Consider the following 14,433-nt stretch of genomic DNA (forward strand, 5'->3'; position numbering starts at 1 on the left):
TCACGTTACAGTATATGAGACCCTCCGAACGACCTCAAGGAGAACCCATGCGCCTCGCTTTTTCTTTGGTATCCGTGCTGTTGGCCGGTGCAGCCCATGCCGCGCCGCTGACTGTGGCCACCGATTTACCGCCTGTTCAGTCTTTGGTGTCTATGGTGATGGGCGACCGTGGAGAGGCTGTTTTGCTGATGGATCAGGGCGCTGATCCCCACCATTTCCAGCTGCGCCCCAGTCAGGCGCGCAATCTGGCGAACGCGGATACGGTGATCTGGATGGGGCCGGAAATGACTGTCTGGCTGGATCAGGCCCGCCAATCCATGCGCACAGACGCCAATGATCTGGCACTGCTTGAGGTCGCGGACACCATCCACCGCCCTTATTTGGATCACGCTGGCGGGGGGGAGCATGACGACCACGACCACCAAGAGCACATGCACGAAGACCACGAGGCTGAGGATCACGACAATCACGTCCATACAGGCGATGACCCCCATGCGTGGCTCGACCCCAGCAATGCGCGGATTTGGGTGGATGCGATCGAGCATCATTTGACCGAACTCGACCCCGAGGGGGCTGCGATCTATGCCGCGAATGCCAAGCTGGCGTCCGAAACCCTGACGGCCCTATCGGATCAGGTGGTCGCCACCCTCGCCCCCTATCACGAGCAGCCGATTGTGGTTTTCCACGATGCTTACGGCCATTTCGCCGCGCGATTCGATGTGGATGTGGCGGGGGCGATTGCCCTTGGGGATGCGGCGGCGCCTAGTGCGGCGCATCTGTCCGAACTGCGGGATGTGATCGCGGAACGGGGCGCGGCCTGCATCTTTGCCGAGCCGCAGCACAACCCAGCGATGGTTCAGCAGATCACCAATGATCTGGGCCTGCGCACCGGCGTTCTGGACCCGATGGGCTCTGCTTTGGAGTTGGGGCCGGACCTGTATCCGGCGCTGATCCGTGGCATGGCAGACAGCATCGCCACCTGCCAAAAGGGTTAACCCTTGGTCGCGGCCTCGTACCATTTCACGATGGCCGCGCGCTCCTCATCCTCGATATAGGACAGGTTTGCGGGGGGCATGGCGTGGCTCAGGCCCGCCTGCAAATACACGGCGCGGGCGTTGCGAACGATCTGCGCCTCGGTGTCCAGACGGACCCCTTTGGGGGCCCAGAGAATGCCCTCGTAAAAGGGCTCCTCGGCGTGGCACATAGAGCAGCGCCCCAAGATGATGTCGTGCACCTCTTCCCAACCTTCGGCCTGCGCGAACTGGACCAGACCGGCCTGCGCCTCTTCGGATTTGTCGGCTTGGAACATGGGCGCGGTGGACAGCCACATGATGATGATGAACAGGACCGCAGTCACGGCCCACGTCCAATAAGGCGTCCCTTTGCGGGCGTGCATCGTGTTGAAGAAGTGACGTATCGTGACGCCCATCAGGAACACGAGGCTAGCGATCAGCCATGTATACTGGGTGCCAAAGGCCAGCGGGTAGTGGTTCGACAGCATCAGGAACACCACCGGCAAAGTCAGGTAGTTGTTGTGAGTGCTGCGCTGCTTGGCGATTTTGCCGTATTTCGCGTCAGGAATGCGGCCCGCGATCAGGTCAGCGATCACGATCCGCTGGTTCGGCATGATGATAAAGAACACGTTCCCCGACATGATGGTCGCCGTGAACGCACCCAGATGCAGCATCGCCGCGCGGCCGGTGAAGACTTGGGTATAGAACCACGCCATGCCCACCAGAATGACAAACAGCAACACCATCAGACGGTTGTTATTCTCGCCGAATTTGGTCTTACAGATGCGGTCATAGGCCAGCCAGCCAAAGCCCAAAGAGCCCATGGAAATAAGGATCGCCTGCCACGGCGCAAGGTCCGCGATATTCGGGTCGATCAAGTAAAATTCCGCGCCCAGATAGTAGACCAGCCACAGCATGGCAAAGCCGGACAGCCAGGTCGCGTAGCTCTCCCATTTGAACCAGATCAGGTCGCCGGGCATCTGGTCGGGGGCCACAAGGTACTTCTGGATATGATAAAATCCGCCCCCGTGGACTTGCCATTCCTCGCCATCCGCGCCGCTGGCCAGATTGCGGTCACGGTGCAAGCCAAGGTCCAGCGCGATGAAATAGAACGACGATCCGATCCACGCGATCGCGGTGATCACATGTAGCCAGCGAACGGCAAATTCCAACCACGCGCCCATAGCGGCGAGATCATACATAGGCAAACCTCCTGTTATCGAGGTGATCATAGCCAAGGGGCTATTCCCTTGATAATCAGGAAAGTCGGTGCAGGACTTTCAAATCAAGCCTGATAATCGCAGGAAGGCCCCATGAGCTATGTGAACAACATCCGGATGTTCGTGCGTGTCTATGAATTGGGCAGCATGTCGGCGGCTGCACGGGACCAGAGGGTGTCGGCCGCCGTGGCCTCGGCCCGCATCGCCGAGCTGGAAAAGCATCTGGGGGTGCGCCTGTTCAACCGGACCACGCGGGCACTGCACGCGACCGAGCATGGGCAGGTTTTCTACACCGGTGCCTGCGAGATCATTGAAGCGATTGACCGCGCCGAAGCCGCCGTGATGGAGCGCAGCCAGTCCCCCCGCGGGACGGTTTTTGTGGCGGCGCCTTTGGGGTTGGGGCGTCGGCTGATTGCGCCCCATGTCCCTGCGTTTAAACGAGAATATCCGGATATCGATGTGCGCCTGCGTCTGTCGGACCGCGTGATTGATGTCACGACCGAGGGGCTGGATCTGGCCTTTCACATCGGCCCCCTTGCGGACAGCGACCTGAAGGTCCGCGTGATCACCGACATCCCCCGCCTGTTGTGCGCCGCGCCGTCCTATATCGCGGAACGCGGGATGCCAGTGGACGGCAAAGCCCTTGTCGAGGATCGGCACGACTGCCTGAACCTGCGCTTTCCGGGGGCCAAGGAATTCCAGTGGACCCTGCAAACCGACAAAGGCCCCCGCCGGTTCGAAGTCACAGGCACGCTGGAATCCGACGACGGGGATGTGCTGACGAATTGGGCACTTGATGGTTGCGGGATCATCATGAAGCCGGTCTACGAGGTCGCCGAGCACCTGAACAGCGGCACGCTGGTCCCCGTGGCCGAACGCACGCCGCCCATGGCGACTCAACTCGCGTGCCTGTCCCCCAGCCGCCGCTTCCGCGACCCCAAGGTGCAGCTGTTCCGCGACTTCATGGTCGCCCGCTGCAAAGAGGCGTTGGACACTCAGCTGCCGCGATAGGTCGACATCCCGAAGGGCGAGATCAGCAGCGGCACGTGATAGTGCGACTCTGCATCGCTGATGCCAAAGCGGATCGGCACAACGTCCAGAAAACGCGGCTCTTCTTGCGGCACACCGCTGGCATCCAGATAAGCGCCCGCCTGAAACACCAGCTCATAGACGCCAACCGCAAATTCCTCCGCAGGCAGGATCGGCCCATCGGTGCGGCCATCGTCATTGGTCACTTTGGTCGCCAGATGCACCCGCGCCTCGCCCTCGATCCGAAAAAGGTCAATGGTCAGTCCCTGCGCCGGAACGCCCTTTGCCGTGTCCAGAACGTGGGTGGTCAGATATCCGTCAGCCATGGTTTGCTCCTTTTGCTGGCACTGATCCTAGGGGGTTGCCGCGAACATGGGCACTCTTTGCACGCGGACCCCTCTTAAAAACTGTTTCAAATAATTTTTGATAATCAGTTTCCAACTCGCTGTCATACTGCTGTTTCAAAGAAAGGACTTCCCCGAAGATGACCCGTTACGTTCGCAATATGATCGGCTACGGCCCCGATGCTCCAGACCCGCAATGGCCGGGTGGCGCAAAAATCGCCGTGCAGTTCGTCCTGAACTACGAAGAAGGCGGCGAAAACTGCGTGTTGCACGGGGATCAGGCATCCGAGGCATTCTTGTCGGACATCGCGGGCGCCGCCATGTGGCAGGGCAAACGCCACTGGAACATGGAGTCGATCTACGAATATGGCGCACGGGCTGGGTTCTGGCGCCTGCACCGCCTGTTCACCAGCGCGGCCATCCCCGTGACGATCTACGGCGTGGCCACCGCCTTGGCCCGCAGCCCCGAGCAGGTCGAGGCGATGAAGGACGCCGGTTGGGAAATCGCCAGCCACGGCCTGAAATGGGTCGAACACAAGGACATGCCCGAGGACGAAGAGCGCGCCGCCATCGCCGAAGCGATCCGCCTGCACACCGAAGTGGTCGGCGAGCGCCCCCTTGGCTGGTACACCGGCCGCTGCAGCGAAAACACCGTGCGTCTGGTCGCCGAAGAGGGCGGGTTCGCCTATGTCAGCGACACTTATGACGACGACCTGCCTTACTGGCTCGAGGTTGGGGATCGCGATCAACTGGTCATCCCCTACACCTTGGAAGCCAACGACATGCGTTTCGCCACCGCACCGGGCTACATCACGGGCGAGCAGTTCTACCAGTACCTGAAGGACGCGTTCGACACCCTGTATGCCGAAGGGTCGAATGGCCGCCCCGCGATGATGTCGATCGGCCTGCACTGCCGCCTGATCGGCCGCCCGGGCAAAATGGCGGGCCTCAAGCGGTTCATCGACTATGTCCGCATGCACAAAGACGTCTGGACCCCGACCCGTCTGGAAATCGCAGAGCATTGGGCGAAAACCCATCCCCACACCCGCAAACCGCGCCCCAGCCAAATGGACCGCGACACCTTTGTCGGCACCTTCGGCGGCATCTTCGAGCATTCCCCGTGGATCGCCGAGCGCGCCTTCGATCTGGAACTGGGCCCCGCCCATGACCGCGCCGCCGGGGTTCACAGCGCGCTGGCCCGCATGTTCCGCAGTGCAAGATACGACGAACGCCTTGGCGTGCTGCGCGCCCACCCCGATCTGGCCGGAAAACTGGCCGCGGCCAAACGCTTGACCGCCGAAAGCACCGCCGAACAGTCCAGCGCGGGCCTCGACGCCCTGACCGACAAAGAGCGCGCCCTGTTCACCGAACTGAACACCGCCTACACCGAAAAACACGGCTTCCCGTTCATCATCGCCGTCCGCGACCATGACAAAGCCTCGATCCTGTCCGCGTTCGAACGCCGGATCGCCAACGACACCGCAACCGAATTCACCGAGGCCTGCAAACAGGTCGAACGCATCGCCCGCCTGCGCCTCGAGGACCTGCTATGACCCAATACGCCTTCCCCCCCGGTGGCCTGCCCGAACAGGACGAAGACCCCGTCGGCACCGCCATCTTCACCACCGCCTACGCGGTCCTGCCCGCCTGTACCCACCGCGATATCGTCACCAGCCTGCTGCCGGACTGGACGAACACCCGCGTCTGGATTCTAGCCCGCCCCCTGTCGGGCTTTGCCGAAACCTTCGCCCAATACGCGGTCGAAGTCGCGCCGAACGGCGGTTCAACCCGCCCCGAGCCGAACCCAGACGCCCAAGCCGTGCTCTTTGTCGCCAGCGGCACCATGACCCTGACGCTTGACGGCCAGGCCCACACCCTGACAGCGGGCGGCTATGCCTACATCCCGCCCCACAGCGCATGGACCGTCCACAACCCTGGCGACGAGCCCCTGCAATTCCACTGGGTCCGCAAGAAATACCAGAGCGTCCCCGGCCTCTCGCGCCCCGACGCCTTCGTCACCAGCGATCTGGAACGCACGCCGACCCCCATGCCCAACACGGACAAATGGGCCACCACGCGCTTTGCCGATCCCAGCGACATCCGCCACGACATGCACGTCAACATCGTGACCTTCCAACCGGGCGGCCGCATCCCCTTTGCCGAGACCCACATCATGGAACACGGCCTCTACGTGCTCGAGGGCGAAGCAGACTACCTGCTGAACGACCAATGGGTCCGCGTCGGCCCCGGCGATTTCATGTGGCTCCGCGCCTTCTGCCCCCAAGCCTGCATCGCCCGCGGCCACACCCCGTTCCGCTACCTTCTCTACAAGGACGTGAACCGCCATCCGGACCTCACGCTCTGATGCTTCAGCTTTGCCAAAATACTCTCGGGGGGAGGCGCCCATGCGCCGGGGGGCAGACAGCCCCCCTCCCCGCTCAAAGGCCCCACGATGACTGAAATCACCGCGCTCCCCCTCACCGCCGAAGCTTTCGCCCCGTTCGGAGACGTCATGACCACCGCAGGCGAGCCCGACAAGATCATCAACGCGGGCTTCTGCGGCCGCTACCACGACCGCGCCACCATGGATTTCGGCACCGAAGGGCGCGCAGGCATCAGCCTCTTTAACGCTGTGCCGCGGGACATGCCCTACACCTGCGATCTGATCGAACGGCACCCCGAAGGCTCGCAGGCCTTCATCCCGATGCACGAAAACGAATGGCTGATCATTGTCGCCGAAGGGCGCGACGCCACCCCGGGCCAGATCCACGCGTTCATCGTGCCGCCCCACACCGCCGTGAACCTGCATCGCGGCACGTGGCACGGGGTGCTGACCCCGCTGCACGCGCCCGGCCTATTCGCCGTGGTCGACCGCATCGGCACCACGCCGAACCTCGAAGAATTCAGGCTGGAGGAGCCTGTCATCGTTAGCCGCGGCTGACCAACACACCAGAGCCGGAAAACCGGCCAGCCACCATAACAACAGGAAGGGACCCCCCTCATGGCCGATACCTCTATCGGAACACCAGCGCAGCTGCGCGATCCCGAATACACCCCGCCGCTGGCCAAAGCGGTGCCCCTTGGCATCCAGCACGTGCTGGCGATGTTCGTGTCTAACGTCACCCCCGCGATCATCGTTGCGGGCGCGGCTGGCTTCGGCTTTGGCTCGAACTCGCCCGACTTCCCGCAGATGATCTATATGATCCAGATGTCGATGTTCTTTGCGGGCATCGCGACCCTGTTCCAGACCATCGGCTTTGGCCCCGTGGGCGCGCGTCTGCCCGTGGTTCAAGGCACCAGCTTTGCCTTTATCCCGATCATGATCCCGCTGGTCGCCGGCAAAGGCGTGGATGCCATGGCCGTGCTGATGGGCGGCATTTTCCTGGGCGGTCTGTTCCACTTCTGCCTTGGCTTCTTTATCGGCAAGATCCGCTTTGCCCTGCCCCCGCTGGTCACTGGTCTGGTCGTCACCATGATCGGTCTTGCGCTGGTCAAGGTCGGCATCCAGTACGCAGCGGGCGGCGTTCCGGCGATCGGCACCCCTGAATACGGCAACGCCCAGAACTGGCTGGTGGCGGGAACTGTGATTATCGTCACCTTGGCGCTGAAATTCTTTACCCGCGGGATGCTGTCGGTGTCGGCCGTTCTGGTCGGTCTGCTGGCGGGCTATGTCATAGCCTACCTGATGGGCATGGTGAACTTTGGCAACGTCGGCAAAGCCGCCACCCTGTCGCTGCCCAACCCCCTGCACTTCGGTCTGGAATTCACCTTTGCCGGTGTGATCGGCTTCTGCCTGATGGCCTTCGTTTCGGCGGTTGAGACCGTGGGCGACGTGTCCGGCATCACCAAAGGCGGCGCGGGCCGCGAAGCCACGGACAAGGAAATCGCAGGCGCGACCTTTGCCGATGGCCTTGGCACCGCAGTGGCGGGCCTGTTCGGCGCCCTGCCCAACACCTCGTTCAGCCAGAACGTCGGCCTGATCGCCATGACCGGCGTCATGAGCCGCCACGTCGTCACCATCGGCGCGATCTTTCTGATCATCTGCGGGATGATGCCCAAGGTTGGCGCGGTCATCTCGACCTGCCCGATCGAAGTCCTTGGCGGCGGTGTGATCGTGATGTTCGGCATGGTTGTCGCGGCTGGCGTCTCGATGCTGTCGGACGTGGTCTGGAACCGCCGCAACATGGTAATCTTCGCGATTGCCCTCAGCCTTGGCCTTGGCCTGCAGCTGGAACCCGGCGCGCTTCAGCACCTGCCCGAGTCGGTCAAGGTTCTGGCCACCAGCGGCATTCTGCCCGCAGCTTTGATCGCGATCGTCCTGAACCTGATCCTGCCCGAAGAGCTGGCCGCCGAATCGACCGAGGAAATCTCTGGCGGAATGAAGGACTCGCACTGAACCTTACGTCAATATCACTGTCCTAACAGGGGGCGCGGACCACGGGTTCGCGCCCTCTTTCGTCTAGGCCTACACGTCAAAGTGTATGCCCGCTCTTGTAAAGGCGCATTCCAGTCTTGTGTTATTCATGAAATTGAATATTTAAAGATGAAGATATTGCGGAGGAGCAACCATGGATCTGCGCCAGATCGACAAGACCCTATCCGTCAGCCCCCAGATCGAAGTCGCAGATCTGGCTGCCATCAAGGCGGCCGGTTTCCGTGCCATCATCTGCAACCGTCCCGACGGTGAAGGTGCCGACCAACCCACATTCGAAGAAATCGAGCGCGCCGCGACCGAAGCCGGTCTGGTTGCCCGCTACCTGCCCGTCACCTCCGGGCTGGTCCGTGATGAGGACGCGGCCCAGTTCGGTGACGTGCTGGTAGAGCTGCCCGGCCCGGTTCTGGCCTACTGCCGCACCGGCACCCGCTCTGCGACGCTGTGGTCGCTGTCTCAGGCGGACAAGAAATCGTCGTCCGACATTCTGGCCGCAACCAAAGCGGCTGGCTATGACATGGCAGGCGTGGTGCGCCGCATCGTGAACGGCGGCAAGACCCCGACCAGCGAAGGCGATGCCAAGTTCGACGTGGTGATCGTGGGTGCTGGCGCAGCCGGTATCGCGGTGGCCTCCAGCCTGCGGGCACGCAAGCCCGATCTGGAGATCGCTCTGATCGACCCCGCGGACATCCATTACTACCAGCCCGGCTGGACCATGGTGGGCGGCGGCATTTTCGACCCCGAGACCACTGCGAAAACCATGGGCTCGTTGATCCCCCACGGTGTGCACTGGATCAAGTCGGCGGTTGCCGCGTTCGAGCCCCAGAACAACGCCGTCATTCTGGATGGCTGCCGCGTGGTGAAATACACCCGCCTGATCGTTTGCCCCGGCCTCAAGCTGAACTGGAACGCGATCCCCGGTCTGGTGGAAACCCTTGGCCGCAATGGCGTAACCTCGAACTACCGCTACGATCTGGCGCCCTATACCTATCAACTGGTCAAGGGCATGAAGAGCGGCCGCGCGATCTTTACCCAGCCGCCAATGCCCATCAAATGCGCAGGTGCCCCGCAAAAGGCGATGTACCTGTCCGGCGACAACTGGCTGCGCGCAGGCGTTCTGCCCAACATCGACATCCAGTTCATGAACGCGGGCGGCGTGCTGTTCGGCGTCAAGGATTACGTCCCCGCGCTGGAAGAATACGTGAAGCGCTATGATGCGACCCTGAACTTCTTCCACAACCTCGTATCGATCGACGGGGACGCGAAAACCGCGACCTTCAAGGTCTCGAAGCCCGATACCGAGCCGACCACCGTCACCACCGAGTTCGACATGATCCACGTGGTGCCGCCCCAGTGCGCGCCGGACTTTATCCGCGTGTCGCCGCTGGCCGACGCGGGCGGTTGGGTTGACGTGGATCAGAGCACCCTGCGCCACAAGTCCTATGATAACGTCTGGTCGCTGGGTGACGTGATGAACGCCCCGAACGCGAAAACCGCCGCCGCTGCCCGTATGCAGGCCCCCGTTGTGGCCGAGAACGTCAGCGCCGACATCGACGGAAAGGCCCCCCGCGCTGTCTACAACGGTTACGGCTCGTGCCCGCTGACCGTCGAACGCGGCAAGATCGTTCTGGCCGAGTTCGGCTACGGCGGCACACTGCTGCCCAGCTTCCCCAAGTGGCTGCTGGATGGCACCAAACCCACCCGTCTGGCATGGCTGCTCAAAGAACAGATCCTGCCCCCCATCTACTGGAAGGCCATGCTGCGTGGCAAAGAGTGGATGGCCACACCTGAAAAAGTCAGCGCAAACTGATCCTGAACGGGCGGGGGCGCACCCCCTTGCTTCCGCCCTATGCTCCCCCTCCGAGAGGCCACGTTATGGCACGCCAAACCACTTCGCTAAAACGCTATTTCCCCATCTTTGATTGGCTGACCAGCTATAACAAAGACACCCTGACCAGCGACCTCGTGGCCGCCGTGATCGTCACCATCATGCTGATCCCCCAGTCGCTGGCCTATGCGCTGCTGGCGGGTCTACCGGCCGAGGTTGGCCTCTATGCCTCGATCGCGCCGCTGATCATCTATGCGGTGTTCGGCACGTCGCGCACGCTGGCCGTGGGCCCCGTGGCTGTGGCCTCGTTGATGACCGCCGCTGCGGCAGGCCAGTTGGCCGCCCATGGCACCCCTGAATACTATACCGCCGCGATCCTGTTGGCCTTCCTGTCCGGTCTGATGCTGACGGTGATGGGCCTCTTGCGCCTTGGCTTCATGGCCAACTTCCTGTCGCACCCTGTGATCTCGGGCTTTATCACCGCGTCGGGCGTCATCATTGCTGCCAGTCAGGTGCGCCACATCCTTGGCATCAAGGGCGGCGGCGACAACATGATCGAGATTATCCACGGCACCATCGAAAACATCGGCCAAGCCAACCTGCCCACCATCGTGATCGGCGTGGCAACCACCGTGTTCCTGTTCTGGGTCCGTAGCAACCTCAAGCCCCTGCTGGCCAAGATCGGCCTGACCGGCCAGCTAGGCGCAGCTCTGGCCCGTACCGGCCCCGTGGCGGCGGTTGTGGCGACCACTCTGGTCACCTATGGCCTCGGCCTTGATCAGGCGGGCGTCAAGGTTGTGGGCGATATCCCCACCGGCCTGCCCGGCATCGCCTTCCCCAGCTTTGACCTTGGCCTCTGGAGCCAGATCGCCGTTCCCGCGCTGCTGATCTCGATCGTCGGCTATGTCGAGACTATCTCGGTCGCGCAGACCCTTGCCGCAAAGCGCCGCCAGCGCATCGACCCCGATCAGGAACTGATCGGTCTGGGCACCGCGAACCTTGGCTCGGCCCTGTCGGGCGGCTTCCCGGTCACTGGTGGTTTCTCGCGCTCGGTCGTGAACTTTGACGCCGGTGCGCAGACCCCCGCTGCCGGTGCCTTCACCGCCGCCGGTATTGCGCTGGCGACCCTGTTCCTGACCCCTGCCCTGTTCTTCCTGCCCAAGGCGACGCTGGCCGCGACCATCATCGTGGCGGTCCTGAGCCTTGTGGATTTCTCGATCCTCAAGAAGACATGGTCCTACTCGCGCGTCGACTTTGCCGCCGTCTTTGTGACCATCGTTGTCACCTTGGCCTTCGGCGTGGAAAAGGGCGTGTCCGCAGGCGTTCTGCTGTCCATCGCGATGTTCCTTTACAAAACCTCGCGTCCGCACATCGCCGAAGTCGGCCTTGTCCCCGGCACCCAGCACTTCCGCAACATCCGTCGCCATGACGTGAAAACGCACCCCAGCCTGCTGACCATCCGCATCGACGAGAGCCTGTACTTCGCCAACGCCCGCTACCTTGAGGACTACGTGATCGACCGTGTGGTCTGCGACCAGCCGATCAAGCACGTTGTCCTGATGTGCAGCGCCGTGAACGAAATCGACATGAGCGCGCTGGAAAGCCTTGAGACCATCAACACCCGCCTGTCGGAAATGGGCATCAAACTGCACCTGTCCGAGGTCAAAGGCCCCGTCATGGACCGCCTCGAACGCAGCCACTTCCTGCACGAACTGACCGGCCAAGTGTTCCTGGCACAGTACGACTCGATCCGGGCGCTGCTGCCTGATGCGGACAAAGCCCGCGTCGCCTAAAAACATTGACCCGCGCACCGGTTTTCAGCTAGGCGCGCGGGCATGACCACATCCGCAAAACACCCCCTCTGGCACGGTGCCCTGACCGAAGGCACCCACCCCCTGCTCTGGACCTTTGACGCTGGCCGCACCACCGGCCCCGTCCAGACAGATGTACTGCCGGACAACACCATTCTTGCCATCGACAGCAGCTACACACAGGCCACCCCCTGCCCTGTGACGCCCGATGCGCTGCCCTCGGACGGCACTTACCGCATCCTGCCCACGGTCACGCAAAGCACCCCACAAGACCGCCTGACATGGGCCCGCGTGGCCGCCATCGGCTTTCAGTCCCTGAACCCCGATTGGGACGGCATCCTGTGTATGCCTGGCCAGAGCACCACCTACTGGCTCCACCTCTCGGCCAAGGAAATCGTCAGCTTCCAAGGCTGCGCGACCCCGCAGTTGGCCTACGCTCTCGACGCTGGCATCACCCCCGACACCGAGGCCGCCGACCAAACCATGTCACGCCCCTCGAACCTTGCGGCGCATATCCACACGGCACAGGTCAGCGGGAACGCAAACGCCCTGCTCGGTCATCTCTTGGGTGCTGAAATCGCTGCGACTCGCCCCTACTGGCTGGGCCAAGAGGTCGCCCTGATCGGAACCGCTCCGCTCACGAACGCCTACGCCACCATCCTGAACGCGCAGCACGTCCCCCTGATCCGGGCGGACGGCACGAAAATGGTGGAAAAGGGCTTCCAGATCCTGAACGCCCTCTGATCTTCATCTTGGGATAAATACCCCCGCCGGAGGCGGTCCTGCCGCCTCCACACGCGCAACCGATCAGGCTTCGCCGACTTTGTCCGCAAAGTCCTTGTGCACGAACTTGGCATCGCAGTAGCCGCACTCGACATAGCCTTTGGTCTCGTCGATCGACAGCCACACGCGCGGATGGCCCAGAGCGCCCTCGCCGCCGTCACAGGCAACACGATGAGCATCAACGATCTTGGTTTCCGGTGCTTTGGTGGTCATATCTGTCCTCACAGTTGTCGCAGGGCGCTTTGGGCGTTAGGTGCGATACTATCGGCACATTGGCAAGGGGCAAGGGCAGTGAGCAACGCGATCGAAATCGAAGGACTGCGAAAAATCTACAGCGGCAGCGGGAAATCCGCCCCCAAAGAGGCGCTGAAGGGTATCGACCTGTCCATTCCCCGCGGCTCGGTCTTTGGTTTGCTGGGCCCCAACGGCGCGGGCAAATCGACGCTGATCAACATTCTGGCAGGCCTTGTGGTGAAAACCGAAGGCACCGTGCGCATCTGGGGCTGGGATCAGGACAAGAACCCGCGCCAGTCGCGCGCCTCGATCGGAATCATGCCGCAAGAGCTGAACCTTGACCCGTTCTTTACCCCGCGTGGCTCGCTCGAGGTTCAGGCGGGCCTCTATGGCGTGCCCCGCAGCCAGCGCCGCAGCGATGAAATCCTGAAATTCGTCGGCCTCGAGGACAAGGCAGACGCCTATGCCCGCACCCTGTCCGGGGGGATGCGCCGCCGCCTGCTGCTGGGCAAAGCATTGGTCCACCGGCCCCATATTCTGGTGCTGGACGAACCCACTGCGGGCGTCGACATCCAGCTGCGCCAGATGCTGTGGAACAACGTCCGCAAGCTCAATCAGGAAGAGGGCATGACCATCATCCTGACCACCCACTATCTCGAAGAGGCCGAGGAGATGTGCGACGAAATCGCCATCATCAATCAGGGTTCTCTGGTGGCCCGCGACACCACGTCGAACCTACTGGGCCGTCTGGATGCCAAGGCGATGGTGATTCAGCCCGAAAGCACCCCCACCCGCCTGCCCGAGGGCGAAGGTCTGGACGTGTCCACCCGCCACGACGGCGCGCTGGTGATCCGCTATCACAGCAAGCAGATCACCGCAGACCGTGTCCTGCACGCCGTCCGTGACGCAGGCATCGTGATTCGTGACGTCAAGACCGAGCAAGCCGATCTGGAAGACGTGTTCCTGAAGCTGACCCACTCTGCCTGAGGGTCAGGAATAAATCCCTGACCAGATATCGGTGATCGCCTCTTGGTCACCGGACAGGATGGGTTCGAGGAATTCGCCAACCGCCCCCACGGCCCCATCCATGACCTCTCCGGCGACCTTGCCGGCAAAGCGCTGCGCCAGATCGGCCAGCGCGCGCTTCATCAAGCCGCGAAATGATTTGTCCTCTAGCTTGCCCGCGCGATAGAGGCCCTGTTTGACCTCGGCCTGCTGATCAGGGTCCAGAAACTCTTCCAGCACGTTGGCCAGCCCCGACACAGGCAGCCGCACGATACCGGGGTTGAAACTAGCATCGGTCACCACCCGCGCCCGGCGGCAGATTTCCCGCAAGTGGGCCTGCACCACGGGGTTTTCGACCTCTAGCACGAACCAGTTGAAATCCTTGAAGTAGCTGTCGTTCAGGATCACGGCGCGGACCTGATCGTCCAGCCCGCCACCGATGGGCTGACGGATTTCCAGATCGAACACTAGATTGCGGGCCTTGGCGCGGGAAATCCGCAGATCGGCCATCAGCTGATAAAGCGGCGCCCCCTGCCCGATCACCCCCGCCTCGCGCAGCGTGCGAAAGACCAACAGGTCCACCTCGCGCTTTGGCAGCGCCCCAAACGCAGGCGCGGCATAGTCCGATAGCAGCCGCCCCAAGAGAGCCCGCAGCGCCCCTTCATCCAACCGGTCCAACGCGCGTTCGATATCCATGACAAAAGGCCCTCCGTTTCCAGAGAGCCTTTGTCAAA

The 14,433-nt window shown here is 62.4% G+C and carries 14 protein-coding genes; 10 read left to right on the top strand and 4 right to left on the bottom strand.

Annotated elements, in window-relative coordinates:
• The first annotated feature begins 47 nt into the window (after positions 1 to 47).
• Positions 48 to 995 (top strand): zinc ABC transporter substrate-binding protein, encoded by a 948-nt coding sequence (locus HJ536_RS01360; RefSeq protein WP_177156415.1) that lies wholly within the window; start codon positions 48 to 50, stop codon positions 993 to 995.
• On the opposite strand, the gene HJ536_RS01365 is transcribed toward HJ536_RS01360, so the two are convergent.
• A complete protein-coding gene (locus HJ536_RS01365) occupies positions 992 to 2,215 on the bottom strand; it encodes a urate hydroxylase PuuD (RefSeq protein ID WP_177156416.1) in 1,224 nt (407 codons plus the stop codon). The two genes, HJ536_RS01360 and HJ536_RS01365, sit on opposite strands and share 4 nt — an antisense overlap.
• Positions 2,216 to 2,326: 111 nt before the next feature.
• Between HJ536_RS01365 and HJ536_RS01370 the strand changes: the two genes are divergently transcribed.
• Positions 2,327 to 3,244 (top strand): LysR family transcriptional regulator, encoded by a 918-nt coding sequence (locus HJ536_RS01370; RefSeq protein ID WP_177156417.1) that lies wholly within the window; start codon positions 2,327 to 2,329, stop codon positions 3,242 to 3,244.
• Here HJ536_RS01370 and uraH read toward each other — a convergent pair.
• Positions 3,229 to 3,588 carry a hydroxyisourate hydrolase gene (gene uraH / locus HJ536_RS01375; RefSeq protein WP_177156418.1) on the bottom strand — a complete coding sequence of 120 codons (360 nt, stop codon included), beginning with the start codon at positions 3,586 to 3,588 and terminating at the stop codon, positions 3,229 to 3,231. The genes HJ536_RS01370 and uraH overlap by 16 nt on opposite strands.
• 158 nt (positions 3,589 to 3,746) lie before the next feature.
• Here uraH and puuE point away from each other — a divergent pair, with 158 nt between their 5' ends.
• From puuE to HJ536_RS01410, 7 genes are all read left to right on the top strand, one after another.
• Positions 3,747 to 5,159, top strand: coding sequence for an allantoinase PuuE (gene puuE / locus HJ536_RS01380; RefSeq protein WP_177156419.1), 1,413 nt, complete (start codon positions 3,747 to 3,749; stop codon positions 5,157 to 5,159).
• Complete coding sequence (locus HJ536_RS01385; protein WP_177156420.1) at positions 5,156 to 5,971, top strand: bifunctional allantoicase/(S)-ureidoglycine aminohydrolase; 816 nt, start codon at positions 5,156 to 5,158, stop codon at positions 5,969 to 5,971. The genes puuE and HJ536_RS01385 overlap by 4 nt, the downstream gene beginning before the upstream one ends.
• Before the next feature lie 87 nt (positions 5,972 to 6,058).
• On the top strand, positions 6,059 to 6,547 hold the full coding sequence (locus HJ536_RS01390; protein ID WP_177156421.1) for an ureidoglycolate lyase: 489 nt from the start codon (positions 6,059 to 6,061) through the stop codon (positions 6,545 to 6,547).
• A gap of 60 nt (positions 6,548 to 6,607) precedes the next feature.
• Positions 6,608 to 8,002, top strand: coding sequence for a uracil-xanthine permease family protein (locus HJ536_RS01395; protein ID WP_177156422.1), 1,395 nt, complete (start codon positions 6,608 to 6,610; stop codon positions 8,000 to 8,002).
• Positions 8,003 to 8,174: 172 nt separating this feature from the next.
• Positions 8,175 to 9,848 (top strand): bifunctional protein tyrosine phosphatase family protein/NAD(P)/FAD-dependent oxidoreductase, encoded by a 1,674-nt coding sequence (locus tag HJ536_RS01400; RefSeq protein WP_176852801.1) that lies wholly within the window; start codon positions 8,175 to 8,177, stop codon positions 9,846 to 9,848.
• A gap of 65 nt (positions 9,849 to 9,913) precedes the next feature.
• On the top strand, positions 9,914 to 11,659 hold the full coding sequence (locus HJ536_RS01405) for a SulP family inorganic anion transporter (RefSeq protein WP_176852800.1): 1,746 nt from the start codon (positions 9,914 to 9,916) through the stop codon (positions 11,657 to 11,659).
• A 42-nt stretch (positions 11,660 to 11,701) separates the two neighbouring features.
• Complete coding sequence (locus HJ536_RS01410; protein WP_177156423.1) at positions 11,702 to 12,421, top strand: 2-dehydro-3-deoxygalactonokinase; 720 nt, start codon at positions 11,702 to 11,704, stop codon at positions 12,419 to 12,421.
• Between the two features lie 63 nt (positions 12,422 to 12,484).
• On the opposite strand, the gene HJ536_RS01415 is transcribed toward HJ536_RS01410, so the two are convergent.
• Positions 12,485 to 12,673 (bottom strand): zinc-finger domain-containing protein, encoded by a 189-nt coding sequence (locus HJ536_RS01415; protein WP_176852798.1) that lies wholly within the window; start codon positions 12,671 to 12,673, stop codon positions 12,485 to 12,487.
• 78 nt (positions 12,674 to 12,751) lie between these two features.
• Here HJ536_RS01415 and HJ536_RS01420 point away from each other — a divergent pair, with 78 nt between their 5' ends.
• The gene (locus tag HJ536_RS01420; RefSeq protein ID WP_338081955.1) at positions 12,752 to 13,681 is read left to right on the top strand and encodes an ABC transporter ATP-binding protein; all 930 of its coding nucleotides are present in this window, start codon (positions 12,752 to 12,754) and stop codon (positions 13,679 to 13,681) included.
• Positions 13,682 to 13,684: 3 nt separating this feature from the next.
• Here the strand turns inward: HJ536_RS01420 and HJ536_RS01425 are convergent, their stop codons facing one another.
• Positions 13,685 to 14,395: a hypothetical protein gene (locus HJ536_RS01425; protein ID WP_177156424.1), complete on the bottom strand. Its 711-nt coding sequence runs from the start codon at positions 14,393 to 14,395 to the stop codon at positions 13,685 to 13,687.
• Positions 14,396 to 14,433 lie beyond the last annotated feature (38 nt).

The sequence above is a fragment of the Donghicola mangrovi genome (assembly GCF_013377535.1).
GTDB classification, from domain to species: Bacteria; Pseudomonadota; Alphaproteobacteria; order Rhodobacterales; family Rhodobacteraceae; genus Donghicola; species Donghicola mangrovi.

Excerpts from the sequence above, each read along its gene's own strand:
- HJ536_RS01405 (WP_176852800.1), top strand. The coding sequence starts at position 9,914 with ATGGCACGCCAAACCACTTCGCTAAAACGCTATTTCCCCATCTTTGAT.
- HJ536_RS01425 (WP_177156424.1), bottom strand. The coding sequence starts at position 14,395 with ATGGATATCGAACGCGCGTTGGACCGGTTGGATGAAGGGGCGCTGCGG.
- HJ536_RS01365 (WP_177156416.1), bottom strand. The coding sequence starts at position 2,215 with ATGTATGATCTCGCCGCTATGGGCGCGTGGTTGGAATTTGCCGTTCGC.
- HJ536_RS01360 (WP_177156415.1), top strand. The coding sequence starts at position 48 with ATGCGCCTCGCTTTTTCTTTGGTATCCGTGCTGTTGGCCGGTGCAGCC.
- HJ536_RS01410 (WP_177156423.1), top strand. The coding sequence starts at position 11,702 with ATGACCACATCCGCAAAACACCCCCTCTGGCACGGTGCCCTGACCGAA.
- HJ536_RS01370 (WP_177156417.1), top strand. The coding sequence starts at position 2,327 with ATGAGCTATGTGAACAACATCCGGATGTTCGTGCGTGTCTATGAATTG.
- HJ536_RS01385 (WP_177156420.1), top strand. The coding sequence starts at position 5,156 with ATGACCCAATACGCCTTCCCCCCCGGTGGCCTGCCCGAACAGGACGAA.
- HJ536_RS01395 (WP_177156422.1), top strand. The coding sequence starts at position 6,608 with ATGGCCGATACCTCTATCGGAACACCAGCGCAGCTGCGCGATCCCGAA.
- HJ536_RS01400 (WP_176852801.1), top strand. The coding sequence starts at position 8,175 with ATGGATCTGCGCCAGATCGACAAGACCCTATCCGTCAGCCCCCAGATC.
- HJ536_RS01415 (WP_176852798.1), bottom strand. The coding sequence starts at position 12,673 with ATGACCACCAAAGCACCGGAAACCAAGATCGTTGATGCTCATCGTGTT.
- uraH (WP_177156418.1), bottom strand. The coding sequence starts at position 3,588 with ATGGCTGACGGATATCTGACCACCCACGTTCTGGACACGGCAAAGGGC.
- HJ536_RS01390 (WP_177156421.1), top strand. The coding sequence starts at position 6,059 with ATGACTGAAATCACCGCGCTCCCCCTCACCGCCGAAGCTTTCGCCCCG.
- puuE (WP_177156419.1), top strand. The coding sequence starts at position 3,747 with ATGACCCGTTACGTTCGCAATATGATCGGCTACGGCCCCGATGCTCCA.